The organism is Meridianimarinicoccus marinus (assembly GCF_040689105.1).
GTDB lineage: Bacteria > Pseudomonadota > Alphaproteobacteria > Rhodobacterales > Rhodobacteraceae > Meridianimarinicoccus > Meridianimarinicoccus marinus.
Genome location: NZ_JBFBVU010000011.1, coordinates 93,272 through 119,354, shown reverse-complemented (window position 1 = coordinate 119,354; position 26,083 = coordinate 93,272). Strand labels below are relative to the sequence as shown.

27 protein-coding genes are annotated in these 26,083 nt (G+C 65.8%); 12 read left to right on the top strand and 15 right to left on the bottom strand.

The genetic code is table 11. From position 1 onward, the window contains the following. Window positions 1-258 precede the first annotated feature (258 nt). Together AB0T83_RS10870 and AB0T83_RS10865 are read right to left on the bottom strand one after the other, a co-directional pair. Window positions 259-624 (bottom strand): hypothetical protein, encoded by a 366-nt coding sequence (locus tag AB0T83_RS10870; protein WP_366193056.1) that lies wholly within the window; start codon window positions 622-624, stop codon window positions 259-261. Continuing rightward, entirely contained in the window at window positions 615-827 is a 213-nt protein-coding gene (locus AB0T83_RS10865; protein ID WP_366193055.1) for a hypothetical protein, read from the bottom strand. Before AB0T83_RS10865 ends, AB0T83_RS10870 begins: the two co-directional genes overlap by 10 nt. Window positions 828-918: 91 nt before the next feature. Here AB0T83_RS10865 and AB0T83_RS10860 point away from each other — a divergent pair, with 91 nt between their 5' ends. Beyond that, window positions 919-1,068, top strand: a complete 150-nt coding sequence (locus tag AB0T83_RS10860) for a hypothetical protein (RefSeq protein WP_366193054.1) — start codon at window positions 919-921, stop codon at window positions 1,066-1,068. Window positions 1,069-1,145: 77 nt separating this feature from the next. Here the strand turns inward: AB0T83_RS10860 and AB0T83_RS10855 are convergent, their stop codons facing one another. Beyond that, window positions 1,146-3,191, bottom strand: coding sequence for an oxidoreductase (locus AB0T83_RS10855; RefSeq protein WP_366193053.1), 2,046 nt, complete (start codon window positions 3,189-3,191; stop codon window positions 1,146-1,148). Between the two features lie 8 nt (window positions 3,192-3,199). Beyond that, entirely contained in the window at window positions 3,200-4,774 is a 1,575-nt protein-coding gene (locus tag AB0T83_RS10850; protein ID WP_366193052.1) for a trimethylamine methyltransferase family protein, read from the bottom strand. 81 nt (window positions 4,775-4,855) lie between these two features. Here AB0T83_RS10850 and AB0T83_RS10845 point away from each other — a divergent pair, with 81 nt between their 5' ends. Then, entirely contained in the window at window positions 4,856-5,482 is a 627-nt protein-coding gene (locus AB0T83_RS10845) for a TetR/AcrR family transcriptional regulator (RefSeq protein ID WP_366193050.1), read from the top strand. Between the two features lie 65 nt (window positions 5,483-5,547). On the opposite strand, the gene AB0T83_RS10840 is transcribed toward AB0T83_RS10845, so the two are convergent. Continuing rightward, window positions 5,548-5,856, bottom strand: coding sequence for a hypothetical protein (locus AB0T83_RS10840; RefSeq protein ID WP_366193049.1), 309 nt, complete (start codon window positions 5,854-5,856; stop codon window positions 5,548-5,550). Between the two features lie 69 nt (window positions 5,857-5,925). After that, window positions 5,926-6,867, bottom strand: a complete 942-nt coding sequence (locus AB0T83_RS10835; RefSeq protein WP_366193048.1) for an SH3 domain-containing protein — start codon at window positions 6,865-6,867, stop codon at window positions 5,926-5,928. Between the two features lie 426 nt (window positions 6,868-7,293). Between AB0T83_RS10835 and AB0T83_RS10830 the strand changes: the two genes are divergently transcribed. The 4 genes from AB0T83_RS10830 to AB0T83_RS10815 are packed head-to-tail and all read left to right on the top strand — an operon-like array spanning window position 7,294 to window position 10,764. Then, on the top strand, window positions 7,294-8,034 hold the full coding sequence (locus AB0T83_RS10830) for a FadR/GntR family transcriptional regulator (protein WP_366193047.1): 741 nt from the start codon (window positions 7,294-7,296) through the stop codon (window positions 8,032-8,034). A 38-nt stretch (window positions 8,035-8,072) separates the two neighbouring features. Next, on the top strand, window positions 8,073-8,837 hold the full coding sequence (locus AB0T83_RS10825) for an SDR family NAD(P)-dependent oxidoreductase (protein ID WP_366193046.1): 765 nt from the start codon (window positions 8,073-8,075) through the stop codon (window positions 8,835-8,837). Between the two features lie 3 nt (window positions 8,838-8,840). Then, a complete protein-coding gene (locus tag AB0T83_RS10820; protein WP_366193045.1) occupies window positions 8,841-9,860 on the top strand; it encodes an aldo/keto reductase in 1,020 nt (339 codons plus the stop codon). A gap of 25 nt (window positions 9,861-9,885) precedes the next feature. Next, on the top strand, window positions 9,886-10,764 hold the full coding sequence (locus tag AB0T83_RS10815; protein WP_366193044.1) for an amidohydrolase family protein: 879 nt from the start codon (window positions 9,886-9,888) through the stop codon (window positions 10,762-10,764). On the opposite strand, the gene AB0T83_RS10810 is transcribed toward AB0T83_RS10815, so the two are convergent. Continuing rightward, window positions 10,761-11,951 carry an L-rhamnonate dehydratase gene (locus AB0T83_RS10810; RefSeq protein ID WP_366193043.1) on the bottom strand — a complete coding sequence of 397 codons (1,191 nt, stop codon included), beginning with the start codon at window positions 11,949-11,951 and terminating at the stop codon, window positions 10,761-10,763. The two genes, AB0T83_RS10815 and AB0T83_RS10810, sit on opposite strands and share 4 nt — an antisense overlap. Window positions 11,952-12,057: 106 nt before the next feature. Between AB0T83_RS10810 and AB0T83_RS10805 the strand changes: the two genes are divergently transcribed. Next, window positions 12,058-12,825 (top strand): SDR family oxidoreductase, encoded by a 768-nt coding sequence (locus AB0T83_RS10805; RefSeq protein ID WP_366193042.1) that lies wholly within the window; start codon window positions 12,058-12,060, stop codon window positions 12,823-12,825. 22 nt (window positions 12,826-12,847) lie between these two features. Here AB0T83_RS10805 and otnK read toward each other — a convergent pair whose 3' ends face one another. From otnK to AB0T83_RS10765, 8 genes are all read right to left on the bottom strand, one after another. Continuing rightward, window positions 12,848-14,119, bottom strand: coding sequence for a 3-oxo-tetronate kinase (otnK, locus tag AB0T83_RS10800; RefSeq protein WP_366193041.1), 1,272 nt, complete (start codon window positions 14,117-14,119; stop codon window positions 12,848-12,850). Window positions 14,120-14,146: 27 nt separating this feature from the next. After that, on the bottom strand, window positions 14,147-15,268 hold the full coding sequence (locus tag AB0T83_RS10795) for an isocitrate/isopropylmalate dehydrogenase family protein (protein WP_366193040.1): 1,122 nt from the start codon (window positions 15,266-15,268) through the stop codon (window positions 14,147-14,149). 13 nt (window positions 15,269-15,281) lie between these two features. Then, window positions 15,282-15,929 (bottom strand): 3-oxo-tetronate 4-phosphate decarboxylase, encoded by a 648-nt coding sequence (gene otnC, locus AB0T83_RS10790; protein WP_366193039.1) that lies wholly within the window; start codon window positions 15,927-15,929, stop codon window positions 15,282-15,284. Further along, the gene (locus tag AB0T83_RS10785) at window positions 15,926-16,723 is read right to left on the bottom strand and encodes an N-acyl homoserine lactonase family protein (RefSeq protein ID WP_366193038.1); all 798 of its coding nucleotides are present in this window, start codon (window positions 16,721-16,723) and stop codon (window positions 15,926-15,928) included. Before AB0T83_RS10785 ends, otnC begins: the two co-directional genes overlap by 4 nt. Continuing rightward, complete coding sequence (locus tag AB0T83_RS10780) at window positions 16,720-17,010, bottom strand: putative quinol monooxygenase (protein ID WP_366193037.1); 291 nt, start codon at window positions 17,008-17,010, stop codon at window positions 16,720-16,722. The genes AB0T83_RS10785 and AB0T83_RS10780 overlap by 4 nt, the downstream gene beginning before the upstream one ends. Then, a complete protein-coding gene (locus AB0T83_RS10775; RefSeq protein WP_366193036.1) occupies window positions 17,010-18,521 on the bottom strand; it encodes a tripartite tricarboxylate transporter permease in 1,512 nt (503 codons plus the stop codon). The genes AB0T83_RS10780 and AB0T83_RS10775 overlap by 1 nt, the downstream gene beginning before the upstream one ends. 1 nt (window position 18,522) lies before the next feature. Continuing rightward, on the bottom strand, window positions 18,523-19,272 hold the full coding sequence (locus AB0T83_RS10770) for a hypothetical protein (RefSeq protein WP_366193035.1): 750 nt from the start codon (window positions 19,270-19,272) through the stop codon (window positions 18,523-18,525). A 70-nt stretch (window positions 19,273-19,342) separates the two neighbouring features. Beyond that, window positions 19,343-20,350: a Bug family tripartite tricarboxylate transporter substrate binding protein gene (locus AB0T83_RS10765; RefSeq protein ID WP_366193034.1), complete on the bottom strand. Its 1,008-nt coding sequence runs from the start codon at window positions 20,348-20,350 to the stop codon at window positions 19,343-19,345. A gap of 170 nt (window positions 20,351-20,520) precedes the next feature. On the opposite strand from AB0T83_RS10765, the gene AB0T83_RS10760 reads away from it, so the two are divergent. The 5 genes from AB0T83_RS10760 to AB0T83_RS10740 all read left to right on the top strand — a co-directional run bounded on the left by AB0T83_RS10760 (window position 20,521) and on the right by AB0T83_RS10740 (window position 26,071). Next, a complete protein-coding gene (locus AB0T83_RS10760) occupies window positions 20,521-21,552 on the top strand; it encodes a Gfo/Idh/MocA family protein (protein ID WP_366193033.1) in 1,032 nt (343 codons plus the stop codon). After that, window positions 21,549-22,226 (top strand): GntR family transcriptional regulator, encoded by a 678-nt coding sequence (locus AB0T83_RS10755; protein ID WP_366193032.1) that lies wholly within the window; start codon window positions 21,549-21,551, stop codon window positions 22,224-22,226. The genes AB0T83_RS10760 and AB0T83_RS10755 overlap by 4 nt, the downstream gene beginning before the upstream one ends. 56 nt (window positions 22,227-22,282) lie before the next feature. Next, a complete protein-coding gene (locus tag AB0T83_RS10750) occupies window positions 22,283-23,221 on the top strand; it encodes an aldo/keto reductase (RefSeq protein WP_366193031.1) in 939 nt (312 codons plus the stop codon). Window positions 23,222-23,333: 112 nt separating this feature from the next. After that, a complete protein-coding gene (locus AB0T83_RS10745) occupies window positions 23,334-24,350 on the top strand; it encodes a helix-turn-helix transcriptional regulator (RefSeq protein WP_366193030.1) in 1,017 nt (338 codons plus the stop codon). Window positions 24,351-24,511: 161 nt separating this feature from the next. After that, a complete protein-coding gene (locus AB0T83_RS10740; RefSeq protein ID WP_366193029.1) occupies window positions 24,512-26,071 on the top strand; it encodes an NHL repeat-containing protein in 1,560 nt (519 codons plus the stop codon). Window positions 26,072-26,083: the final 12 nt, after the last annotated feature.

The window sequence follows — 26,083 nt, the reverse complement described above, 5'->3', positions numbered from 1 at the left end:
GTTTCCGGTCTGGGAAACGGGCGCTTGCCTTGCCGGTAACTGGGCCCAAAACTCTTCAAGCTGTGTCTCCCCTAACCTCAAACGCTACGGGGCAAGGTTAATTTTGGCAACGGTTTTACGGGCGCGGGGCTGGGGGCGTAGTGCCTTACGCCCTCGGATCCGGGGCGCGGCTTCGCCGTCCTGATCTTGCCCCGGTTTCACCGGACACTCAGGCGGTTGCGATTTGAGCTGCGATGTATGCGCGTAGCCAGCGCATCTTCAGCCCCGCGTAAGGGCGGTTTTCAGTGTGGCCGTGGAACCACCCGGCGACCCACCGAACCCGGTCCGATAGATCAACCTGCCCAGAACATCGGTCGCGAAAATCGGCGCAGCCGGCGGCCTGGTCTGCACATAGACCACGTCGAAGGTGCGGAACGTCCCGATGAAGGTCGGGACCGTCAGCGCGGTGAACTCGGGCTGATCGGACGGCGGGGACATGACCGGCTTTTCGAAGATGTCGCGGTGATAGGAGAGCCCCAACAATCGGGTGCCCGGGATCGCCCCCCAGATCGCGCCGTTCCGGGTGATGGCTTCGGCGGCAGCGTCGCCCAGGCGGGAGGTGCCGGGCTGTCCTCTCAGCTCCATCGCATTACCCGCTTCGGTCGCGGCAAGGGTTTGGGGCCGGCGGGCAGACCGACCAGATCCGGCGCCTCGCTGGCATCCAGAATGACCGTCACGCGGTCGTGCCATTCGGGGTGATTCTGCCACATGGTCAACGTGACCTCATCGGCCCGCGACGGCAGCGCCATCACACTGGCCAGAAGTCTGGCCTTGAGGGATCGTTGCATTGGATGTCCTCCTGGTGGGGACCGGACTCCTTCATCCCCTGCCGAAGGGTCTACGCCCGCCGAAGCGCGCGACCGTTCTTGCGTCGAAGACGTGCAGCCGCTGGCAAGCGACCGCGACAACTTCAAGCTGATGCTCGCCCGCGCCGTCCTGCACCGCCCGCAGCGCCGTCAGCGACTGATCACCACGCCGGCGATGAACGAGGCCATCGCGGGATTTCCGCCACCGGGCAGGAAGGGGTGACCCGAGCGCGGGCCTTGCAGGAGGCTCACCGGGACCGGTTTCGCACAAGGTTGCCGCGGCCTGGCGGATCCCGACGGCTAGATGTCCTTGACCAGCCGCAGCGCGTCGTAGATCGCGGCGTGGGTGTTGCGGGCGCTGACCGCGTCGCCGATGCGGAACAGTTGAAACCGGCCCTCCGGGTTGCGGCACAGGCTTTGCGGTCGCCCCTGCAGAAGCGCATCGTGGTCCACTGCCCCGCCGTTCGACGACAGCGGTTTCAGGTCGAGATACAGATCCTCCAGCGGCAGGGTGCCATAGTTCACCACCACCTGATCGTATTGTGCATCAAAGCGGTGATCGCTGTAGTCAGTGCCGATGGTGGCGGTCAGCTTGTTGCCGTCGCGCTGCACGTCTAGCAGTCTTCGCGCTACGGTGAAACGCACGTCCTTGTCCTGCAGCGCCCGCATGTAGGGCACCAGGTTCATCGCCATGATGTCAGGGGCAAACACCCGGTCGGGGGTCATCACCTCGACCGTCGATCCCGCCAGTGCCGCCATTTCGGCGGCCTGAAGCCCCGGATGGTCGCCGCTTTCGTCATAGATCAGCACCGACCCGGCGGGCTTCACATCGCTCGACAGGATGTCCCACGTGCTGACCACATGGGCCGGATCCCCCCGCGTTTCGAACAGCCCCGTGTTGGGCACACCGCCGGTGGCCACGATCACCACATCCGGCTGCAAGGCGGTCACATCCGCGGCCTCGGCCCAGGTGTTGAAGCGGAACGCAACATCCCGCGCGGCGCATTGCGCCATGCGCCAGTCGATGATCGAGATCATCTCGCGCCGGCGCGGCGATTGCGCGGTCAGCCGCACCTGCCCGCCCGGATCGGCGGCGGCTTCCAGAACCGTGACGTCATGGCCGCGCTCGGCGGCGACGCGGGCCGCTTCCAGCCCGCCGGGACCGGCGCCGATCACCACGACCTTGCGGGGCACGGACACCGGGGCGATCTCATGCGGCATGGTCAGTTCCCGTCCCGTCGCGGCGTTGTGCATGCACAGCGCATCGCCCGCCTGATAGATCCGGTCCAGACAATAGGTGGCGCCGACGCAGGGGCGAATGTCCTCTTCGCGGCCCTCGACGATCTTGCGGACGATATGCGGGTCGGCCATATGCGCCCGCGTCATGCCAACCATATCCAGCAGGCCCGCCGCCACCGCGTGGCGCGCCGTGGCCACATCGGGGATCTTGGCGGCGTGGAAAGTGGGCATGCCGGTGGCCTTGCGTACAGCACCTGCGAAATCCAGATGCGGGGCGTTCCTCATGCCCTGCACCGGGATCACATCGGTCATTGCCGGATCGGTGTGAATGCGGCCCCGGATCACGTTGAGGAAATCCACCTGCCCGGTGGCGGCCAGCCGTTTCGAGATCTCGATCCCCTCCTCGGCGGTGATGCCGCCCGTCTGCGCCTCATCCGCCGTATAGCGGAAGCCGACGATGAACTCGGGGCCGACGCGTTTGCGCACCGCCGCCAGAACGCCCAGCGGGAACCGCAGCCGGTTTTCCAACGTGTCCGCCCCGTAAGGGCCGGTCAGATCATTGGTCAGCGGTGACCAGAACTGGTCCAGCAGATGGCCGTAGGCCTGCAATTCGATCCCGTCCATGCCGCCCGCCTGCATCCGCTCGGCGGCATCGGCGAAATCGCCAAGGATGCGGTCGATGTCCCAATCCTCGATCAGCTTGGGAAAGGCGCGATGCGCCGGTTCGCGATGCCGGGACGACGATACCGACGGCAGCCAGTCGCCCTTGTTCCAGCCAGTGCGCCGCCCCAGATGTGTCAGTTGGATCATCACCGCGCAGCCGTGGTCATGGCAGGCGTCGGTCAGGTTGCGGATCCACGGCACCACCTCATCCTTGTAGGCGAGGATGTTGTTGAACACCGGCGGGCTGTCCTTCGACACCGCCGCCGATCCGGCGGTCATGGTCAGCGCGACACCGGCCCTGGCCCGTTCTTCGTGATAGGCCCGGTAGCGGTCCTTGGGCATCCCATCCTCGGGGTACGCCGGTTCGTGACTGGTGGTCATGATCCGGTTTCTCAGGGTCAGATGCTTGAGCCGATAGGGTTGCAGCAACGGATCCTTGGACATGGGCAACCTCAATACCACGCGTCGGGCATCGACGCCTTTTTCTTTGCCATGAAGTCCTGCAGCCCGTCATCGATGCCGGGATCCAGCGCGGGCGGCACATAGTCGGCCAGCACTTCCTTCCAGCGCCGGTTGGCCCGTGTGACCGCGTCGGCGCCGCCCTGTTCATCCCAGGTTTCCCAGGGCTGGGCGTCGTCCAGCGCGCTGTCCCAATAAGCGGTCTTGTAGTGGCGCAGGGTGTGGGCCGTGGAAAACAGATGCTCGCCGGGGCCGTGTTCGGCCAGCGCGTCGAAGGCCAGCGTGTCGTCACTGACCTCGACCCCCTTCAGATAGGCGTGCAAGGCGCCGCACAGATCCGCATCCAGCATGAATTTCTCGTAGGACATGCTGAGCAGCCCATCCAGAAACCCCGCCGAATGCAGGATGTAATTGGCCCCGCAGTGCACCGCCGACAGCATTGACATCATCGCCTGCTGCATCGACTGCGCGTCGGGCAGTTTCGAGGTGCTGAAGTTGCCCGCGCAGCGCAGCGGCAGGTTCAGACGCCGCGCCAACTGCCCCATGACCAGCGATCCCAGCGCCGGTTCCGGCGTGCCGAACGTGGGTGAGCCCGAGCGCAGTGACATGGAACTGAGAAAGCTGGCCAGCACCGCCGGCGCGCCGGGGCGGACCAGTTGCGTCAGCGCGCAGGAGGTCATGCTTTCCGCCAGGCATTGCGCCACCGATCCGGCCATGGTCAGCGGCGACACCGCCCCGCCCAGCAGGAACGGCAGGTGGATCGAGCCCTGCCCGGCCCCCGCATAGGCCCGGATGCCGCGCGTCGTGACCCCGTCCAGCACCAGCGGCGAGGTCGTGTTGAAATTGCCCATGATGACGCAATGGCGGTCCACGAACCCGGTGCCGAACAGGATGCGGCACATCTCGATGCTGTCCTCGGCCCGTTCGGGCGCGGTGATTGAGCCTAGGAACGCCCGGTCCGAATAGCGGATATGGGCATAGACCATGTCCAGATGCCGCTTGTTCACGGCGATATCCGTCGGCTCGCAGATGGTGCCGCCGGAATGGTGCAGCCAAGGGCTGGACTGCGCCAGTTTCACGAAGTTGCGAAAGTCTTCGATCGTGCCATAGCGGCGGCCGCGATCCAGATCCATGACGAAGGGCGACCCATAAGAGGGCGCAAAGACCACCGCGTCGCCGCCAATCTCGACCGAGTTCTTCGGGTTACGCGCGTGCTGAGTGAAGCGCGCGGGCGCGCTGCGCAGGATCTCGCGGATCAGGCCCGGCTCAAACCGGATGTTGCAGCGCCCCGCGCCCAGATCCTTAACCTGCCCGCCCGCGTCGCGGAACAGCCGCACGGTTTCCGGATCGTCGCGAAACTCGATCCCGATCTCGGCCAGGATGCGGTCGGCGGTGGCCTCGATCCGGACCAGCGCGTCCTCACCCAGAAGGTCATAGGGCGGGATGCCGCGCGTGATGTAGGGCACTTCCAGATGCGGGTTCTGGCCCGGAATGCCACTGCGGGGCGCATCATTGCCACCGCGCGCGCGCCGCCTTGACCTGCGTTTCACCGCCTCCCCGTCACGCATCGCCGGTGCCTTTCGACTCGAATTATTGACATAAGTGTTGAGGTATTTGACATACCTGTCAAGTAAATCCACAATCGCCGCATGACAGCATCCGATCCCACCCGCCCCCGCGCCTCCGAAGAGATCTGGCTGAAGGCCGCCTATGACGTGCTGACCGAAAGCGGCGTCGAGGCGGTAAAGATCATGCCGCTGGCCAAGCGGCTGGGTCTGACCCGCACCGGGTTCTACTGGCATTTCAAGGATCGCGAGGCGCTTCTGGAGGCGATGATCCGGCACTGGGAAGACACCAACACCGGCAATCTGGTCGCGCGCTGCGAAGCCTATGCCGCCAGCATCTGCGAGGCGGTGTTCAACCTGTTCGATTGCTGGCTGGACAACAGGCTGTTCGACTCGCGGCTGGATCTGGCGATCCGCAACTGGGCGCGCAACGATCCCGCCCTGCAACAGCGGCTCGACCAGGCCGACGCGCGCCGGAAAGAAGCGATGGTGGGGATGTTCCTGCGGTTCGGCTATGACCGGACCGAGGCCGAACTGCGCGCGCTGACCATGATCTATACGCAGATCGGGTATATCTCGCTGCAGGTGACCGAGGATCTGGACCAGCGCCTTGCGCTGATGCCCGGCTATGTCGAGATTTTCACGGGTCAGAAACCGGACGCAGCCAGCATCCGGCGCTTCATGGCGCGCCATCCCACCGGGGCGGAGTAACCCCCGGGGCCGCCGTGTCGGCGCCCCCGGCTATATTCAAACCATGCGCAAGGGGTCCAAAGTCCCTATTTCGCGGCCGCCTCTTTCAGCTTGGCCAGCACCTCTTCGCATTGGGCCGCACTTCCGACGATTTCGCCCTCGACACTGTTGTCGCTGCCGATGTTGCGGGCGGCGCGGGTCAGCACCTGATCCACCTGCTCGGCGCTCAACAAGCCTTCGTCCTGTGCAGCCTGAACGGTGGTGCAGATCCCCGCACTCAGCCCGGTGGCAATGCCAACACCTGCTGCTGTTCCGATCATCATCGGCGCACCGACGAAGGCTCCGATCAAGAGGCCGACGACCAGCATGATCACGCCAATCAAGAGTTTTCCCATGGGGGTGTTCCTTTGTTGGGATTGGAAGTTTGCGGCGGCGCGGCCCGTCTGTCTGGCCCGCGCCGCCTGTCATTCGATGCCGAAGATCACGTTGTAGCCCACGGCGGCATTGCCGCGATTGATGACTTCGACCACGTGATCGCCGGTCTGCCAAAGCTGGCCCCGGTATTCCTTGTCCGGCGACATCTGGTCCAGCAGGAAGCTGCGGTCGGGGTTGAAGATCTGATAGGACAGGCCCGGCCCCTGTCCGGCCACCCGCACAAACAGGAACTGACCGTCCTTTGCGCCCAGTACATAACGGCGCGAGGCGCCTGGGGGCAGCGTGCCGATCAGTTCCGCGCCCGACGCGCCCGGATCGAAGCGCACGCGCTGTTCATCGGTTCCGCCGACAGCGACATCCGATGCGGGCATCGGGGCCGGCGCGGACGTCCCGCTGCCCTCGACCAGGAAATCGCCTGCGGCCCAGCCCTCATTCCCGGGATCGGCCAGTGTTGCCACGCGGCACCAGCGGCGGCCCTCGGCCATGCGGCAGCCAAGATTGCGCAGGCTGGTCCCGTTTGGGAGCGCGACCATGACAGCGGCCCCGTGCGACGGTCCGGCGCGCAGGTTCAAGGGTCCGCCCGCCGAGGTGGCCACCTGGTAGAAATCCGGCCCGCCCGCCAGTCCATCGGCAAAATCGCCCTGCACCACCGCGCCGGTCGCACCCGTCACCGCGACATCCAGCGTATAGGCGGCAACCTCGTCCCGCCGCGCCGCCGCCCGGTACAGGTAGACCGAGATCGTATAGGTGCCGGAGGTCGGCAAAACGCCTTCGAACCGGTTCAGATCCGGCATCATCGGCCCGATCAGAGAGCCAACGGCAAGGGCTGCGTCCCCCGGCCCTGCCCCCGGCGCATAGACGTTGAAATAGGCCGCCGCATTGTCTGTGGTCAGGGATACGGTCATCGTCTGGCCGGCTTCGGCGCCCACCTGGTACAGCACCGTTTCGCGGCCGGTCAGTCTGTCGCTCACCTTTGTGCCCGTTGTCCCCGCCGCAAACACAAGCTGCTCGGTCCGCATGTCATCGGCACCGGCGGCCGTTGCACAGCTCGCGGTCAACAAGGCTGAAATCAGAATTCGACGAACGGTTTTCACGGGATGATCCCTCCCAGACCCTAAAAATGACGCGAGGCCTGCCCTGCACGATCTGCGGCGCCTGCACGGCCCCTTTCCGGTCAGATTAGACAGACTGCGCGGGCACTGTCCACAAGGCCGGGATTGGCGTGGCGCAATCCCCTCCCGCGTGCGGGTTCCCTCGCCGAAACCGGTCCCACCGGTCCTTCCCCGGTTGACAGCCCGGCCCGTACGGCTTAATTGGCCTGACCAATTTTATCTTTGCGTCTTGCTGCCTCCGGCGGGCGCCCGACCAGACAAGGCAACCCCATGACGGAGCGCTCCGTGAGCAAAAAGCCTTCCCCTGTCGATCTGGCAACCGCCGGTCGGCAACCCTTGCGAATCAAGCGCAAATCCGTATCGGAACAGGTCATCGACCGGTTTCTGGACCTGATCCGCGACGGCTATCTGAAACCCGGCGACCAGCTTCCGCCCGAACGGGACCTGTCGGCGCAATTCGATGTCAGCCGCCCCACCGTGCGCGAGGCGCTGCGGGCGCTGTCCATCCTCGGGGTTCTGGAAATCCGGCAGGGCGGCGGGGCGTTCGTCACGGCCCTGGATGCCGACGAACTGCTCAGCCCGCTGGACTGGTTCATATCGCTGAACAAGCAGAACCTGGCCGAGGTGTTCGAGGCGCGGATCGAATTCGAACCCCTGCTCGCCCGTCTGGCCGCCCCCCGGATCAGCAGCGAAGCGCGCACCCGCATGCACCAGATGGTCGCCGCACAGCAGGCCGCCCCGGATGATGCCGAGCTGTTCCACGACACCGATGTGGAGTTTCACAAGATCCTGATCGAAGCCGCCGGCAACATGTACCTGGAACGGGTCGGCAAGCTGTTGCAGGTGATTGGCGATCAGGGCCGCCGCGCGTTCCTGCATGACAAATCCGTGCGCCTGCAGTCGGTCGCCGATCACGTCGCCATCCTGTCGGCCCTGGATGCCGGGGACGCGGATGCCGCAGCCAAGGCCATGCGGAACCACATGCAGAACGTGCGCGCGGCGCTGCAGGCCGCGACCGGCACATGACCCCCCAAGCAGCGCAAGACGCGCAAGGACAGCCCGTGATGCAACATCTCTCGTTCGGACTGGAAGATCAGGTCGTCATCGTCACCGGCGGCGCCGGGGCCATCGGCGTGGCCATCTGCGCAGGCTTTGCCGAGGCCGGGGCCCGCGTCGCCGTGGTCGATCTCGACGAAGCCACCGCGCAAGCCATCGCCGATGCCCTGCCCGGCCGTCACATCGGCCTGGGCTGCGACCTGCGCAACGTGGCCACCATGGGCGACCTGATCGCACGGGTCGAACAAGGCCTTGGCCCGGCCGACCATCTTGTGAACATCGCCGGGGTCATCAAGCGCACGGACGACCTGTTCGCGGTGACCGAAGCGGATTGGGACCTGCAGCACGACGTCAACATCAAGGCGCTGTTCTTCGTCAGCCAGGCCTTCGCGCGGCGGCTGGTGGAGGATGGCCGCGACGGCAGCATCGTGAACTACACATCGCAGGGCTGGATGTCAGGCGGCTTCGGCGGCTCGGTGGTCTACAACGCCGCCAAGGGCGCGGTGACCACCCTCACCCGCGGCATGGCGCGGTCCTGGGCGCCGCATGGCATCCGTGTCAACGCGGTCGCGCCGGGGCTGGTGGAAACGCCGATGCTGGTGACCCCGGACACCACCGAGGAAGACCTGGACGCCCTGCGCGCCAGCATCCCGCTGAAACGCCTTGGCCAGCCCGAGGATCACGTGGGCACCACCGTTTTCCTCACCTCGCGCATGGCGCATTACATGACCGGCGCGACGGTGAACGTCAGCGGCGGCTTCCTGATGTATTGACCGATGACCCCTGACGCCGTTGCCCCCCAGGCCCCGACCTTCCCTGCCGACTGGCCCGCCTTCGGGCAGGGCTGCTCGCCGCTGGGCGACATCTTCCAGGAGATGGGAGAGCCCGCCGCGCGCGACCTACTGGAAACCGCCTGGACCGGCGGTATCCGCTATTTCGACACCGCGCCGTGGTATGGTCATGGCCTGTCCGAACATCGTCTGGGCGGGTTCCTGCGCCAGTTCGACCGGCGCGATTTCGTGCTGTCCACCAAGGTGGGCCGGGTCTATGATCCGGCGCCGCGCGGCAAGGATGCCCGCATCAACTGGGCGGGCGGTCTGAATTTCGCGGTGCGCTATGACTATTCGGCCGCCGGGTTCGAAGCCGCGCTTACGCAAAGCCGCCTGCGGCTGGGGCTTCCGGTGGTGGATGCTCTGGTCATCCACGATCTGGACCGGGGGTATCACGGCGCCGCTTATGACGGGCACCTGCGTGACCTGACCGACAGCGGGCTGGCCTATCTGCAAGACCTGCGCGCGCGGGGCGAAATCGGCGCCATCGGCATGGGCATGAATTCGACCGCCGAATTCGCAGCACTGGCCGGCGAGATCGACGTGGATTTCTTCCTTGTCGCCATACCCTACACACTGCTGGATCAGGATGCGCTGGACGGGCCGATGGCGACCTGTCTTCAGCGCGGCATCGCCATCGTCATCGGCGCGCCATTTGCCTCAGGCGTGCTGGCCGCACCGCGCGCGCCGGGCATCCGGTACCAGTACCGCCCGGTGACCGAGGAGATCCGCGGCAAGGCGCTGGCGATCGAGGCCGTCTGCGCGCGCCACGGCATCTCCCTGCCCGGCGCGGCGCTGCGATTTCCGCTGCTGCATCCGGCGGTGGTCTCGGTGGTGCCGGGCGTGGACGGGGCCGCGCAGTTGCGCGCCAATCTGGATGCCATGCGCCCCGAGCCGCCGCATGCCATGTGGGCGGAGTTGAAAGCCGCAGGCCTGCTACGCGCCGATGCCCCGACCGGCGGCTGACGGATCCGGCCGAAAGGATCCCGCCATGCCCGATTGCCCGATCATCGACGCGCATTTCCACATCTGGGACCCCCGGCGCAACGCCATGTCGTGGCAGACCCCCGGCAGCCCGATGACGCGGCCCTTCGATATCGCTGCCTATGGCAGGGCAATGGCCGGAATAGATCTGGCGGGCGCGGTCTTCGTGGAATGCTTCGTCGATCGCGGCGGCTATCTGGCCGAAGTGGCCATGGCCGAAGCCGCCGCCGAAACCGATCCCCGCGTGCAGGCCATCGTGGCGCAGGCGGCGCTGGACGATGGCGCGGATGCCGGCCCCCTTCTGGAGCGGCTGGCAACACGGCATCCCATGGTGCGTGGCATCCGCCGCATGATCGAGGAACAGCCCGACCCGGACTTCGCACGCCGCCCCGCCTTTGTCGAAGGCGTGCAGTTGCTGCGCGACCACGCCCTGAGCTTCGACGTCAACATCCACCACGGACAGATGGCGCAGGCCGCCGATCTGGCCGAGGCGGTCGACGGCGTGCCGCTGATCCTGGACCATTGCGGCAAGCCCGGCATCCGCGCCCGCGTGACCGAGCCCTGGCGCACGCATCTGGCGCGCTTTGCCGCCAACCCCGACACCTATTGCAAGCTGTCGGGCCTGCCGGTCGAGGCCGAGCACGCCAATTGGACCCATGACGATCTGCGCCCCTATCTGGACGCGGTGGTCGAGGCCTTCGGCTTCGACCGTCTGATCTTTGCCACCGATTGGCCGGTCTGCACGCAGGCCACCACCCCGCAGGGCTGGATCGCCCTGCTGGATCGCCATTTTTCCGGCGTCGCGCCCGCGGACCTGCGCAAGGTCTTTGCCGGGAACGCGCGCCGGGTGTACCGCCTGCCCGGCGCTGCCGCCGGGGCGAGCTAGCCGGTTTCGGTGATCCGGAAACTGTCCAGATACCGGTCGCTCAGGGTCAGCCCCAGTCCCGGAATATCGGGATCCAGCGTAATAAAGCCGTTTTCGGCCACCGGCTCGCCATCGAAGATGTACCAGAACAACTCGTTGCCGACCTCGACCGGATGCATCGGGAAGAACTCGGCCATGGGCGCGGCATAGCTGGCCATGACGATGTGATAATTGTGCATCTGGCCCGCGTGCGGAATGACCTCCAGCCCGAAGGCCTCGGCCAGCACGGCGATCTTGCGCGCCTGCGTGATGCCGCCAACCCGGTTGGTGTCGAATTGCAGGACGTCCACGGCGCGACGCTCCACCAGCGTGCGGAACCCGGCCAGCGTGTGTTCATGCTCCCCGCCCGAGATCGGCGCACAGCCAAGCGCGTTCAGGGCGGCATAGCTTTCGATGTCGTCGGCGATCACCGGTTCCTCGACCCAGCGCAGGTTGAAGGGGGCCAGCATCGGCAACATGCGGCGGGCATAGGTCAGCGTCCAGCCCATGTAGACCTCGGCCATCAGGTCGATGTCCTCGCCCAGCACCTCGCGCACCCGCGCCACCGACTCGACGTTGCGCCGCATGCCCTCGGCCCCGTCGCGCGGCCCATAGCCCAGCCGCATCTTGACCGCCTTGTAGCCGGCCTCGCGATAGCCGCGCGCCTCGGCCTCTAGACTGTCGGCGGGCTGGTTGTATAATTTGCTGGCATAGACCTGAATCCTGTCGCGGGTGGCCCCGCCCAGCAGCCGATAGACCGGCTGGCCCAGCACCTTGCCCAAAGCATCCCACAGGGCGATATCGACGGCACTGATCGCCCCCAGCACCGTGCCCTTGCGGCCAAAGGCGATGGTCTTGCGGTACATGCGGTGCCACAGTTGTTCGATGTCCAGAAGGTTGGCGCCGACCACGATGTTGCGCAGATGCAGGTCGATCACCTTCTGCGACACGAACGGGCTGAGCGCCGCGTTGCCCAGTCCGACGATGCCGTCCTCGGTCTCGACCTCGACCACCAGCCAGGCGTGAAACACGAAGGATCCCAGCGTGTTGCGATGCGCGCCACCGGCCTCTTCGAACAGATCCATAGGATTGGTCGACAGTTTCATCTCGGAGCCGACCGTCGGGCCGGTCCATTCGTACACCTTCGTGCGCAGCGCGGTAATTCTCATCTGGCCATCCTCCCGTTGCCTGCGTATAAAATTGGTCAGACCATTTTTGGCAAGCAGAAATTGAACCGCAGGCCCGGCCCGCGCGACTTCAGGGGAGATCCGGACAATGACAAACGCACTTTTTGATCTGACGGGCGCGACGGCCCTTGTGACCGGGTCCAGCCGGGGGCTGGGCCGTGCCATGGCGCAGGGGCTGGCCGCGGCAGGCGCCGCCGTGGTCGTGCACGGACGCGAAATTGCCGGGGCGGAGCGCGCGGCCGAGCGCCTGTGCGCGCTTGGCCACGAGGCCAGCGCCATTGCCTTCGACGTGGCCGATGCCGAAGCCGTTCAACGCGCGGCAGACGAGCTGACCGCCCGCGGCTGCAATCCCGATATCCTTGTCAACAACGCGGGCATCAATCTGCGCGCACCCCTGCTGGAGCAATCGCTGGAGGATTGGCACCGGGTGACCGCGACCCATCTTGACGGGACGTTCCATGTGGCCCGCGCCTTCGTGCCGGCGATGGTCGCTGCGGGCAAGGGGCGGGTCATCAACATCTGCTCGCTGGCCAGTTCCGTGGCACGCCCTAAGATTGCCGCCTATTCCGCAGCCAAGGGCGGGCTGGCGATGCTGACCCGCAGCATGGCCGTCGAATGGGGCCCGCTGGGCATTTGCTGCAACGGCATCGCGCCGGGCTATTTCGCCACCGACTTGAACCTTCCCCTCACCGAGGACGAGAGTTTCGATGCCTGGGTGCGCGGGCGCGTGCCGCTGCAGCGCTGGGGCCAGCCCGACGAGATGATCGGTGCGGCGGTGTTCCTGGCCGCCCCGGCCTCTGGCTATGTCAACGGGCACATCCTGTCGGTGGATGGGGGCTTTCTGGCCTCTATGTGACCGGCATGGACAGGGTGCCGGCTCAGACCTGATCCAGAACCGCGAATGCGTCGTCGAAAAACGCCGGGCCGCCGAAATTGCCCGACTTCAGGGCCAGTGCCAACGGTGTGCCACCCACGGCTTCGGTCCATGGCACACCCGTGGCGATCTCGGGGCCAATGCGCAGCGCGGTGACGCCAAGCGCAGATACGACAGCACCCGAGGTTTCGCCCCCGGCCACCACCATGCGCGCAAACCCTGCCGCGTGCAGCCCGGTGGCGATGCGCCCGAGGGCATCCTCGACCATCTCTCCCGCACGCGTGACACCGTATTTCGCCTGCGTGCGCCGGACTTCTTCGGGATCGGCAGAGCCATAGATCAAGATCGGGGCGCCGTCCGGTTGGGCGCACGCCCAGTCCAGCATTTCGCCCACCACGTCCTGCCCGGCGGCAATCCTATCCACGTCCAGCTTTCGCACCGGCCACAGGTCGCGCACCGCCGCGATCTGACCGCGGGTGGCCTCGGAACAACTGCCCGCCAAAACCACCGCCCGGCCCGCAACGCCGGGCGTGACCGTGGGGGCCGCCGGATCCAGCCGACCCTGCGCCCGCAGGTTGTCAGGCAGGCCCATGGCGATGCCCGAGCCGCCGGTGACCAGCACATGCCGGGCCGCGGCGCGCCCGATGGCACGCAAATCCTCGTCCCGCACCGCGTCGGCGACACCGTGATGGATGCCGGCCTGTCGCAATGCCTCGATCCGCGCCAAGATCGCCTCGGGCCCGGCCATGACATCGCCCAGCCCGATCAGCCCGGCGCGGCCGGTGCTTTGCGCATCCATCAAACGCAACAGGTTGGCATCCCGCATCGGCGTCAGCGGGTGGTTCTTCATCGGGCTGTCCGACAGCAGTTGATCGCCGACGAACAGATGCCCCTGATAGATCGTGCGCCCATTGGCCGGAAAGGCCGGGCAGACCAGCGCGAAATCGGTGTCCAGCGCCGCACGCAGGGCATCGGTGACCGGGCCGATGTTGCCGTGTTCGGTGGAATCGAAGGTCGAGCAGTATTTGAACAGTATCTGTTCCGCACCCTGCCCGCGCAGCCAGTCCAGTGCTTGCAGTGATTGGCTGACGGCTTGGTCCACCGGCGCGGTGCGGGACTTCAGCGCGACCACAACGGCCTGCGCATCGCCCACATCGGTGTCCGCATCCGGCACACCGATGACCTGCACCACCCGCATGCCCTCCTTCACCAGCGTGTTGGCCAGATCGGTGGCCCCGGTGAAATCATCGGCGATGGCGCCCAGAACTACGGTCATGTTGTCTCCTGCGGGATCAAAGGGTGGTCAGCCCGCTGCCTGGGTTTCGGTTGCGGTGGCGATCTGCGACAGGATCTCGGCGGTGACGGCAATCGTGCCCATGTCGCCGCCAAACTCCATCGGGCGCAGCCGGTTCCTGGCAAAGCCCACGTCCACCGCCCGGTCCACCAGCTCTGCCGCCCGCCCATAGGCCGCCACCCCGGTCTTCTCGGCCAGATAGTCCAGCATCAGCCCGGCGCTGAGGATCGCGGCCAGCGGGTTGGCCTTGTCCTGCCCCATGATGTCGGGGGCGCTGCCGTGGGCGGGCTGGAACAACCCGGTGCTGTCGCCGATCTCGGCGCAGGCGGCCATGCCCATGCCGCCGACCAGACCGCCGGCCAGATCCGACAGGATGTCGCCGAACATGTTCTCCATCACCAGGATGTCGAACTCCCACGGCCGCCGCACCAGATCCAGCGCCTGCGCATCAACGTAGTTGTAGCCGATCTCGGTATCGGGATGGTCGCGGGCGATCTCGTCGAAGATCTTGCGGAAGAACGCCATCGAGGTGAAGACATTGGCCTTGTCCACACAGGTCAGCCGCGCCCGTTTTCCGCGCGCGCGGCGCTTTTCAGCCAGACGGAAAGCGAAGCGGTGCAGCTTTTCGGTGGTGGGGCGGGTGATGCGCAGGGTTTCACGCACCTCGCTGTCACCGATCACCTCGGCGCGCTTGTGGGCGGCGGCGGAATAGAACAACCCTTCGGTGCTTTCGCGCAGGATGATCAGATCCAGCCCGGCGGCTCGCGGATCGGCCAGACGCTGCGGCGCATTGGGATAGGCGCGCACCGGGCGGATGCCCGCATACAGTCCATAGCGATCCCGAAGACGCAGATGCGGCGAGATCTCGGTGCCGTCCTCGTGACGGATCGCCGGCAGCCCGATGGCGCCCAGGAAGATCGCATCGGCCTCTCCGGCACGCTGCTCTCCGCCCGGTTCGATATCCTGCCCGGTTTCGGCGAAATACCCGGCCCCGGCCCGGATCTCGTCAAAATCCAGCGCCGGCGCCCCGGCGTGTTCGCAGGCCACCATGGCCACCTGCATGGCGGCGGCGGCCACATCGATGCCGATCCCGTCCCCCTTGATCAGCGCAATCCGAGCCTTCGTGGTCATGCGGCCCTCCCTTTCATTCCCAGTCAATGTCGAACCTGCGGACGACGGTTTGGATCTGAGCGTCGGTCAGCCCGACCGCTCCGCAGCCGCGCGTCAGCAACGCCAGCCGCGCGGTTTCTTCCAGTTCCTCGATGGCATAGGTCGCGGCCCAGACATCCTTGCCCGCCACCACCGGGCCGTGATTGGCCAGCACCACCGCCGAGCGTTTGCCCGCCAGCCCGCGCACGGCCTCCCCCATCGCCGGATCGCCGGGCAGGATGAAGGGCAATCGGCGCACCTTGCCCAGCCGCATGATCCCGTAGGGCGTCAGCGCGGGCAGCATGTTGTCGGCGTCGGTATCGGGCAGCATCGACAGGGCCACCGAATGCGTCGAATGCAGATGCACCACCGCGCCGGTCTGCTGCCGTGTCTCGTAGAATGCGCTGTGCAGCGGAATTTCCTTGGTCGGCGGATCGCCCGACAGCAGCCGCATGTCCGCATCCAGCCGGCTGATCCGCGCCGGGTCCAGAAACCCCATCGAGCTTCCGGTGGGCGTCATCAGCAGGGTGCCATCCGACAGCCGCGCCGAGATGTTCCCCGAGGCGCCGCAGGTCAGGCCACGGTCGAACAGCGACTTGGCAATGCGGCAGATGTCCTCGCGCAGGCGGGCCTCCTCGGTCATCGCGGCACCTTCCCGGTGGGGCCGGGATCGAGACGGCGGATGTGATCGGCCACGCCGGGGGCAAACAGCTTGCACACCAGCGGGTCATGGCCGGGGATGATCAACTCGGGACGGCTAGCCAGCCCTAGAAGGCGGTCGAACCCGTCCAGCATGTCTTGCACGTCCACCACGATCGGGAACGGCTTGCGGGCAAACAGGTTTTCATAGAAATGCGCCGCGTCCGAGGCCAGCACCATCCAGCCGCTTTCGGTCCGCACGCGCACCGCCTGAAGGCCCCGGCTGTGGCCGCCAATGCGATGCACCGTGACGCCCTCGGCCACTTGCCCGTCGCCGTCGTGAAACACCACCTGCCCCGAGAACAGCCGCGTGACCGCCTCGCAGACATGGTCCGCCGTAAAAGGCATCCGCAGGGTGTCGTGGCACATGCAAGGCCCCGTGGCATAGGCCATTTCGGCGGCCTGCATGTGCAGGGTCGCATTGGGAAATAGTCGCAGCCCGCCGGCGTGGTCATAATGCAGATGCGTGACGATCACCTTGGTGATCTGATCGGGGCGCACGCCCAGAGGAGCCAGGGCGACCACCGGATCCAGCCGGATCGGGCGGGCGCGGGCCGCAGCCTCGGCATCGTCATAACCGGTGTCGACGAGGATGACTTCCTCGCCGCGCCGCAGCAGCCACATGAAGTAATCCATCGGATGCGGCGCGTCGTGATTGTCGTCGAAGACGAAGCTGTCGCCGCGCACCCGCGCATTTCGGTCGGCGTATTTGATGGCGTGGATTTCCCAACTGCTCATGAGCGCACCTCGGCGAAGCACCGCACCTGCTTGACGGCGATCATCTCGGCCACCGCGGCATCGAAGGCCTTGAAATGGGCGCTGTGCAGATGCGCGTCAAAGGCCGCGCGATCGTCGTAAAGCTCGTACAGGAACACCGTGTCGGGCAGATCGGGATCGGTGCAGACGTCGAACAACTGGCACCCCTGTTCGTTGTTCAGCGAGGTCTGCGCGTTGGCAACCATCTGCGGCAGGAATTCGGGCATCCGTCCGGCGGCGATGGTGAAGGTGACGGTTACGGCGTACATCAGGCGGTCCTCCGCTTCAGCCGCCCGAAGGCGCGCTGCACAAATGGGATCTGGCTCAGGATCAGCGCGACGTTCAGCGCCAGCAGGATCGCCGCACCGGGCCGGGACACGAAGACCGACAGATCCCCGTCCGACAGGAACAGCGACCTGCGGAAGGTCTCGTCGAACAGCCCGCCCAGGATCACGCCTATCACAAGCGGGGCGATGGGAAAGGCCAGCATGTTCATGAAATAGGCCACGAATCCGACGCCCAGCATCAGGTAGAGATCGTTGATGCCGCCGCCGACGCTGAAGGATCCGATGGTGGTCAGCACCATGACGACCGGCAGGAACACGGTCTGCGGGATGCGCAGGATGCGGATGAAGACCCGCGCCGTGAACAGCCCCATCAGGAACATGGTGAAAGACGCCAGCACCAGGATCGCCACCACGCGCAGGATGATCGCCGGGTCGATGGTCGGGCCGGGAATGACGTTGTTGATCTTGAAGGCGCCCATCAGGGCTGCGGCAGGGGGCGAGCCGGGAATGCCCAGCACCAGCAGCGGGATCAGCGCGCCGCCGATGCAGGCGTTGTTGGCGGTTTCCGCCGACAGCAGCCCCTCAAGCGAGCCCTTGCCGAAGTTCTTGCCATCCTTCGAGACGGTCTTGCCGACGCCGTAGCTGACCCAGCCCGCCACATCCTCGCCCACGCCGGGCAATGCACCGACTCCGGTGCCGATCACGCCAGACCGGGTGATCGTCGGCAGGTAACGGCGCACGGTCGCCAGATTGGGCAGGATCCGGTCGCGGAATTGCACCAGCTTGCCCACATCGGCATGGCGCAGCCCTTCGATGATCTGCGGTACCGCGAAGGCGCCCATCAGCACCGGCACCACCTGGAAGCCCGACATCATGTAGGACCAGCCGAAGGTATAGCGTGGCTCGGACAGCAGCGGGTCCATGCCGACCATGGCCATGGCCAGACCGATCAGCCCGGCAATCCAGCCCTTGATGACCAGATCCTCGCTCATCAGCGTGCCCGACAGCAGGATGCCAAACAGGGCCAGCAGGGCCTTTTCCGGGCTGGCGATGTTCTTGGACACCAGCAGCAGCGCCCAGACGAAGACCAGCAGCGCGAAGGTGCCGATCAGCGTGCCGATGAAACTGGCCGTGGTGGTCAGGCCCAAGGCCTCGCCGCCCCGGCCCGCCTTGGCCAGCGGATGCCCGTCCATGGCCGTGGCCGCACTGGCCGCCGTGCCGGGAATGTTCAGCAGGATCGAGGGGTAGGAACCGCCGTAGATCGCCCCGACATAGGCCCCCAGCAGGGCAATCAGGGAATAGTCCAGTGGGATCTTGTTGCCGAAAAAGCCGGTCAGGATGGTCACCGCAAGGGTGGCCGTCAGTCCCGGCAGCGCGCCGAAGGTGATCCCCAGGAAGACCGAGGTCACAAGATAGACATAGGTCAGCGGATCGACCACCAGCGCCGCGAAGGCCCCGCCGAAGCCTGCCAGTTGAGAAAGGACGAATTCCACTTCAGGTTCTCCAGAGCGGTCGAAGAGTCACGTAATAGTGGTATTCGATCTTCGAAAAGATCAGCCCGCTCCGGTTCGGCACGTTCTGGCGAAAGCCGAAGGCCATGGCGCAGACCAGGATCAGCGGCGCGCCGATGGCGATCCACGGGGTGATGCGGAACACCCGCGACCGGTGGCCGGTCCACAGCATCCAGCAGGTCAGCCCGATCCACAGCGCCAGCGCGATCCAGTCATCGCCATGCGCGCTCCATTCCGATTGCGGAAAATGCAGGACCAGCGCGGCGATTCCGGCCAGGGCCATGACCCCGGCGGCCAATACCATGCGCCGGGTGTGCCCCTCGTGATAGCCATAAATCAGCGCGGTGATCAGCAGCCCCGAACAGATGATGAAATCCACGCGCGGCACCAATGCCGCGATATAGGACAGGAAGATCACCGCCAGCGTCGCAAAACGCAGCGCCTCGGCGCGGTCCCAGCCCAGTCCGGCCGAGGTCAGCGCCCGTTGCGCGCCACCGGCCCGGATGGCCACGACCAGCAGCACCACCGACAGCACCAGCATGGCCAGAAAGATGCCAAGCGGCACGATGGCGGCAGAGTTGTACCATGCCACTCCGGCCACCCCGCCCTGCGTGGTGTTGAACAGCGGAATATCCGCCGTGCGCCACAGGAAGAAGACCGAAACGGCCATCAGGATGAGGGCCGCCCAGAAGTCGCGGGCGCGCATGATGCTCTTGTCGTCACTGGGTTCCAAACCTGGCCCCTCCCGGCCTGTCAGTGGGGGCGCACATCGGCGCCCCCACGTCGTTGCGATTGCAGGTCGATCAGGGCTTCTCGATGCCCAGCGAGGCCGGGTCCACGGTGGCTACACCCAGATCCTGCAGCGTGTAGGCAAAGTTGGCTTCCAGCTTTTCGAACAGCGCCTGCGCCTCGGCCCCGGACTGGCCACCGATGTCATAGTTGTTGGCCGCGGCCCATTCGGCGACAGCCTCGCCCGCCATGGCGGCGTTGAAGGCCTCAGTCAGCGTGGATTTCACATCATCCGACGCCGAGTTGTGCACGGCAAAGCCGATGGCCTGTTTCAGCGGCAAATAGGCGTCCAGCCCGTCGTAGATGTCGAAGGCCGACGGCACGGTCATGCCCGCGATCTCGGCGGTTTCCGGGGTCAGCATGGCCAGCGGCTTCAATTCGCCCCCGGCGATCAGCGGTGCCTGTTCGGCCAGCGAGGTCACGACCAGCGCAACTTCGCCCGCAATGGCAGCTTCCTGACCCGGTGCGGAGCCCTTGTAGGGCACGAACTTGAAGGTGGTGCCCGAACCTTTCTCGATGGCCAACAGGTTCAGGTGGTGGATCGACCCGGCGCCTGAGGCGGCGGCAGGGATCGAGCCCGGCGCGGCCTTGGCAGCCGCGACCAGCTCTTCCAGCGTCGAATAGGGGCTGTTGGCCGGTACCGAGATCAGATCGGGCGAGCCGCCGACGATGAACGGATACCAGTAGTCGAACTTCTTGTCCCAGCCGCCCTGCACGGCGGCGGTCACATTGGATTCCGACAGCCCGACCAGCGTATAGCCGTCGTCGGGCTGGTTCATCACGTAGACCATCCCATTCGATCCGGCGACGCCGCCGGTCTGGTTGATCACATTGATCGACACCGGCAGATGCTTTTCCATCTCGGCCATGATCATGCGGTTGATGGTGTCGGTGCCGCCACCGGCACCCCAGACCACTGCGGTGGTGATGTCACGATAGGGATAGTCCTGTGCCGCCACCGGGGAAGTCCCCACTGCGGCCAGCAGGGCAGCCCCCGCCAACGTTCCAAACATCTTCTTCATCAACACGTCCTCCCGACAGTTGTGTGTTTTGCATTGCGTTCATTTGCGTATGCATTAAATTACACGTTGTCAAACACTGTTTGCGGCGGGCTGGTAATTGCCGCACAGATCCCGGAGGAATCAAGAATGATGCGACCGACCCGAAACGCCGCCCGCGAGGGCCGCACCGCATGAGCGCCCCCGAACCCCTGAGAGTCGCTTGCGCCGGTGCGGGCTATTTCAGCCAGTTCCAGTATGACAGCTGGGCGCGCCTCGACCGGGTGACGCTGGTAGGATCGTACAACCGGCACATCGACAAGGCGCGCAAGACCGGCCTGCCCGCCTTTGATGATCTGGCACAGATGCTGGCCGAAACGCGGCCCGACGTTCTGGACATCATCCTGCCACCCGTGGCCCATGCCGCGGCGATCCGAACCGCACTGGACGCGGGGATAAAGACCATCATTTGCCAGAAGCCCTTCTGCAATGATCTGGCCGAGGCCAGACAGGCCATCGCCGCGGCCGAGGCTGCCGGGGCCCGGATCATCGTGCACGAGAATTTCCGGTTCCAGCCGTGGTATCGCCGGATCAAGGCCGCGCTCGACGACGGCGCGGTGGGCGAGGTGCTGCAAGTGACCTTCCGCCTGCGTCCCGGCGATGGCCAGGGCCCGCACGCCTATCTGGATCGCCAGCCCTATTTTCAGCAGATGAACCCGTTCCTGATCCGCGAAACCGGCGTCCATTGGGTCGACACCTTCCGGTATCTGCTGGGCGAACCCGTCTCGGTCTATGCCGACCTGCGCAAGGTCAACCCGGTCATCGCCGGCGAGGATGCAGGCTATGTCCTGTTCGAACATCCCGGCGGGGTGCGCGCCCTGTTCGACGGCAACCGCTGTCTGGATCATGACGCCGACAACACCCGCCGCACCATGGGCGAGTCGCTTGTGGAAGGCACCGACGGCACGCTGACGCTGACCGGCAACGGCGCCGTCTCCCTGCGCCGCTTTGGCGGGTCCGACACCGAAACCCTTCTGGCGCCCGACACTTGGGACGGCTTCGGCGGCGACTGTGTCCACGCCTTGCAGTCCCATGTGGTTTCTGGCCTTCTGGACGGTGCGCCGTTGGAAAACCTCGCCCCGGACTATCTGTCAGTCATGGAGATTGAATCCGCGATCTACAAATCGGCGCGGGAGGGGCGCAAGATCATGTTGGAGGCAGAGTGAAATCCCAGCTCGACAAGCCGGTATCGAACACCGACCGTGCCATCACAGAATTACGGCGGTTGGTGTTTTCGGGCGAACTGCCCGCTGGCTCCGACCATCTTGAAAGCGAGTTGGCCGAGCGTCTGGGCATGTCCCGCACGCCCATCCGCGAGGCCGCCCGCACGCTGGAAAGCCAGGGACTTCTGGAACTGCGGGCACGCAAGGGCGTCCGCATCCTGCCGGTCTCGCCCGAGGACATGCGCGAAATCTACGACGTGCTGACCGAACTGGAAAGCCTGGCCGCCGAACGGGCCGCCGAACAGGGCTATTCCACCACCGATCTGACCGATCTGGCGCGGGCCATCGCCGATATGGATGCCGCGCTTGATCGCAAGGATCTGGACACCTGGGCCGAGGCCGACGACCGGTTCCATACCGAACTTGTGCGTCTGGGCGGCAATGCCCGCGTCATGGCCATCACCGCGATGATGAGCGATCAGGTCCGCCGCGCCCGTGCCGTCACCCTGTTCATGCGCCCCCTGCCGGTGCAGTCGAACGAGGACCACCGTGGCGTCTATGAAGCCATTGCCAAGGCGGACCCGCAGCGCGCCCGCGATCTGCACCGCGCGCACCGGGAACGGGCCCGGGACATGATCCTTGGCCTGCTGGAACGGCACCGCCTGCGTCAGCTTTGATCACCGGCTATTCTGCCCTAGACTGCGGCACACCCCCTGACAACGGACGTCTTCTCATGTCGCATGATCTGAAAACCCTCGACGGCACCCCCCTGTCCCGCTTCTGCTTCGGCGCCATGCAATTCGGCGTCGGGGCCGACCGGGCTGCATCCGAGGCCATGTATGCCGCCTGCCGGAACGCGGGCATCAATTTCTTCGACACCGCCCATGTCTATACCAGCGGGCTGTCGGAAACCTGGCTGGGCGAGATGGTGCGGGACGAACGCGAGACGGTTTTTGTGGCCTCGAAGGTCGCCTCGACCGGCGGCTCGGGCCGCGCCAATATCCTTGAGCAGTTTGACATCAGCCGCGCCCGCCACAAGCTGGACTGCGTCGACGGCCTGTATCTGCACCGCTACGACCCGGATACGCCGCTGGAGGAAACCTTCGAAACCCTCGCCGGACTGCGCGACGCCGGCAAGATCCGCCATGTAGGCGTGTCGAATTTCGCAGCATGGCAGACCATGAAGGCGGTGGCGGTGGCGCGCCAGTTCGATCTGAAGATCGCGCTGATGCAGCCCATGTACAATCTGGTCAAGCGACAGGTAGAGGTCGAGATCCTGCCCATGGCCGCCGATCAGGGCATTGCCGTGGTGCCCTATTCGCCGCTGGGCGGCGGCCTGCTGACCGGCAAGTATCTGGACGGCGCCAGCGGCCGTCTGAAAACCGATGAACGCTACCGCGTGCGCTATGGCGATGCCTGGATGCAGGACGCCGCTGCCGAGCTGAAATCGCTGGCCGACGAGCTTGGGCTATCGCCCGCCACACTGGCCGTGGCCTGGGTAGCCAGCCATCCCGGCGTGGCCGCGCCGATAATCTCTGCCCGCTCGGTTGCCCAACTCCGGCCCTCGCTGGACGCCATGACATTCGACATGGATGCCGATCTTCGCGCACGGATCACCGCCCTGACGCCGACGCTGGAACCGGCAACCGGACGCTCCGAAGAAGACGGCTAACCGCCTGCATGGCGCGGCAACATCACGGCCTGTGGATCCGCCGTGGCGTTGTACCCGGCCCCTGTCTGCCCCATGGTTCAGGCAGGGCCGTATCGCACCAAAGGCAGATGTCATGACCAGAACCATCCCCCTGATCCGGGCGGCAAATCTGCTGCCGCTCGTGCGGTTCACCGAAACCCACGGGCGCAACACCGTGCAGCTTCTGGACGAGGCCGATCTGGCCTATTGGTTTCACCTGACGCCCCTCGACCCGATCCCGCTGCGCAACGGGCTGGACGTAATGCGCGCCCTGTCGCGCCGCCATGGACCGGATGTTGGACCGCAGATCGTGACCCAGGCCAGCCTGCCGGAACTGGGCTATATCGGGCAGGTGGCGCTTGGCGCGCGCAGCCCGGCCGAGGCGCTGATGCGCGTGTCGCGGGCCCTGCCCTTTCATTCCAGCCACGAACACATTGGGCTGGATCAGAAGGACGGCATATTCGAGCTGACGCAGCGGTTCGATTTCGACATCGATGACGAGGCGCTGCACGCGGTGCACGGCATGTTCACAGCCCTGTTGCAGACCATCTGCGCCTTCAACGGCACCCGCCCGCCCGCGCATGTCCGGGTTCAGATGGTGCCGCACCCGACCAAGGGGCTGGCCCATCTAAAGCCCCATTTCGGCACGTCCCTGACCGCTGCGCCCGACAAGGTGCTGCGCATCGCGCTGTCGCCGAATGTTCTGGGCGCGCCGTTCCGCAGCCCCGCGCGGGATCGCCTGCCGCAACTGATGGCCCGGCAGGTGCCGCCACTGGCCGAGGATGCCAGCCTGGCGGCTTCGGTGCGCGCGGTCCTGGGGTCCATGGTCCAAGACGGCGCGCCGAAAATCGACCGCGTGGCCCGAAGTGCCGGCACCAGTGTGCGCAGCCTGCAACGGCGCCTGTCGGACGAGGGCACCAGCTTTGGCACCGAATTGCAGACCGTGCGCCGCCGGATCGCCGAAGACCTGCTGACCCAGGGCGAAATTCGTATTGGCGACGTGGCCGAGCGCCTGGGCTATGCCCAGCAATCCGCCTTTACCCGCGCCGTGCGGCGCTGGACCGGGAAACCGCCCAGTTTCGCCGAAAAGGCCGGCAAACGCGCCTCCTGAATATTTCTTTCGGACGCGCCTGATTTTTGGCGCGAAATGCTAAATTGTCCGTTTTCCAGCCGGTTAGTCTGTCGGCGTGTAAGCCATGCTGGCGCTCTGGTTCAGGGGAGCCGGCGCAATGGCCGCGCCCCATGCCTTTGACGCGACCCGGAGACGACCCGATGAACTGCCGATCCGCCCTCTTTCTCGTGGCGTTGTTGACCGCGCCGCTGTCCGGGATGGCCCAGGACAGCGCGCCGCCCACGCCCGAAGCGGGCGGCCCCTTTCCCGGCGATCTGACCCGCATTCAGCAGGAATGGGACTGTGCGCAACAGCGCGAGACGCCGGGCTATTTCAAATCGCTCAATGGCGCCGAGGTCGCGGATGCCACCCGCAGCCAGTTCTACCCCTGCGCCTCGTTCCTGGGATCGATGGAGGGCGACAACCAGGTGTTCATGTGGCGCAGCCCCGAAGACTATCAGGGCGTGCTCTTCATCAACAACCGCTACCCCGGCGAGTTGTACCTGACCGGCGGCAACCTGCCCCCGGCCAAGGGCCCGATGCCCGTGGGCCCCTGGGTCGCCAAGGTCGACGCCACCACCGGCAAGGAAATCTGGCGCACGGTGCTGGAAAACGGCAATGTCTCGGGCGCCTGGGTCGGGGCCGCCAATCTGAACATCCTGCCCGATGGCAATATCCCCGTGGCCTTCGGGAACCATCTGGTGAAACTGGACGGCGATACCGGGCGCATCCTGCAGCATCTGTCGCTGCCCAGCGGGGCGGCCCCGCCCGAAGGCAGCAACTTCAAGCATCTGACCATTGCCCCTGACGGCACGCTCATCATCAAGAACCAGAACCGCGCCACGCCCTGCGAGATCCAGGGCACGCTGGCGGCCTTCATGTGTCCCGGCGGCATCGCCGCGGCCCCGGGATCGACGATTCTGGCCGTGAACCCCGACACCTTCAAGATCTACGATCAGATCGGCGTGCCGGAAAACGCCGTCGTGCCGCATACGATCACCATCCATGACGGGCGGATCGCCATCTATGCACCCTCGGTCGCCAAGGCCTATCGCTTCTACTGGGATCCCGAGACCCGGAGGCTGTCACAGGACCCCGACTGGGTGATCGACACCTATCTGGATCCGGGCCAGACCACCGGCGATGCGCCCGGCATCCTGGGCGACTGGGTGGTGCTGCAGGTCAACGGCCTGCCCAGCAAGGTCGCTTCATCCATTGTGGCAATCAGCCAAAGCGACCCGACCCGCATCACCCGGCTGTACCCTTTCGGCACAGATCTGCCCACCGGGCAAAGCTGGGCCCCGCCCAAGGCCGCCATCGATCCGGAACTGAGCATGGTGTTCTCGGCCGATCAGAACATGATGCAGATCGCCGGGATCAGCTTCGATCAGGACAGCGGCGCCATGACCCCCGCCTGGGCCCGCGACGGCGCCACCACCGCGCTCCAGGCGCTGTACGGCCCGGCCGACGCACGGGTGTTGGGCACCGCGCGGGCCGAACCCGGCACCACATTGGAGGCGTTGAACCAGACTTCGGCGCCGAGCTATCGCCAGCAGGCGATCTGGTTGGACGCCAAGACCGGCGACCTATTGGCGCAATCGCCGTTTTTCGAGCCGATGAACTTCAACACGCTGCTTTCTCCGGGATTCGGCGGGCGATTCTATTATATGTGGGAGAAGGGCTTCATCATTCTGCAGCCCTTGCCCCTTCAGGCGAATTGACCGCCTGCAACA

Bases quoted from the DNA above. Each gene is read 5' to 3' on its own strand.
- AB0T83_RS10865 (WP_366193055.1), bottom strand. From the start codon at position 827: ATGCAACGATCCCTCAAGGCCAGACTTCTGGCCAGTGTGATGGCGCTG.
- otnC (WP_366193039.1), bottom strand. From the start codon at position 15,929: ATGACCGAGGAGGCCCGCCTGCGCGAGGACATCTGCCGCATTGCCAAG.
- AB0T83_RS10815 (WP_366193044.1), top strand. From the start codon at position 9,886: ATGCCCGATTGCCCGATCATCGACGCGCATTTCCACATCTGGGACCCC.
- otnK (WP_366193041.1), bottom strand. From the start codon at position 14,119: ATGACCGTAGTTCTGGGCGCCATCGCCGATGATTTCACCGGGGCCACC.
- AB0T83_RS10795 (WP_366193040.1), bottom strand. From the start codon at position 15,268: ATGACCACGAAGGCTCGGATTGCGCTGATCAAGGGGGACGGGATCGGC.
- AB0T83_RS10740 (WP_366193029.1), top strand. From the start codon at position 24,512: ATGAACTGCCGATCCGCCCTCTTTCTCGTGGCGTTGTTGACCGCGCCG.
- AB0T83_RS10780 (WP_366193037.1), bottom strand. From the start codon at position 17,010: ATGTACGCCGTAACCGTCACCTTCACCATCGCCGCCGGACGGATGCCC.
- AB0T83_RS10855 (WP_366193053.1), bottom strand. From the start codon at position 3,191: ATGTCCAAGGATCCGTTGCTGCAACCCTATCGGCTCAAGCATCTGACC.
- AB0T83_RS10845 (WP_366193050.1), top strand. From the start codon at position 4,856: ATGACAGCATCCGATCCCACCCGCCCCCGCGCCTCCGAAGAGATCTGG.
- AB0T83_RS10760 (WP_366193033.1), top strand. From the start codon at position 20,521: ATGAGCGCCCCCGAACCCCTGAGAGTCGCTTGCGCCGGTGCGGGCTAT.
- AB0T83_RS10850 (WP_366193052.1), bottom strand. From the start codon at position 4,774: ATGCGTGACGGGGAGGCGGTGAAACGCAGGTCAAGGCGGCGCGCGCGC.
- AB0T83_RS10870 (WP_366193056.1), bottom strand. From the start codon at position 624: ATGGAGCTGAGAGGACAGCCCGGCACCTCCCGCCTGGGCGACGCTGCC.
- AB0T83_RS10810 (WP_366193043.1), bottom strand. From the start codon at position 11,951: ATGAGAATTACCGCGCTGCGCACGAAGGTGTACGAATGGACCGGCCCG.
- AB0T83_RS10785 (WP_366193038.1), bottom strand. From the start codon at position 16,723: ATGAGCAGTTGGGAAATCCACGCCATCAAATACGCCGACCGAAATGCG.
- AB0T83_RS10805 (WP_366193042.1), top strand. From the start codon at position 12,058: ATGACAAACGCACTTTTTGATCTGACGGGCGCGACGGCCCTTGTGACC.
- AB0T83_RS10765 (WP_366193034.1), bottom strand. From the start codon at position 20,350: ATGAAGAAGATGTTTGGAACGTTGGCGGGGGCTGCCCTGCTGGCCGCA.
- AB0T83_RS10825 (WP_366193046.1), top strand. From the start codon at position 8,073: ATGCAACATCTCTCGTTCGGACTGGAAGATCAGGTCGTCATCGTCACC.
- AB0T83_RS10750 (WP_366193031.1), top strand. From the start codon at position 22,283: ATGTCGCATGATCTGAAAACCCTCGACGGCACCCCCCTGTCCCGCTTC.
- AB0T83_RS10820 (WP_366193045.1), top strand. From the start codon at position 8,841: ATGACCCCTGACGCCGTTGCCCCCCAGGCCCCGACCTTCCCTGCCGAC.
- AB0T83_RS10745 (WP_366193030.1), top strand. From the start codon at position 23,334: ATGACCAGAACCATCCCCCTGATCCGGGCGGCAAATCTGCTGCCGCTC.
- AB0T83_RS10840 (WP_366193049.1), bottom strand. From the start codon at position 5,856: ATGGGAAAACTCTTGATTGGCGTGATCATGCTGGTCGTCGGCCTCTTG.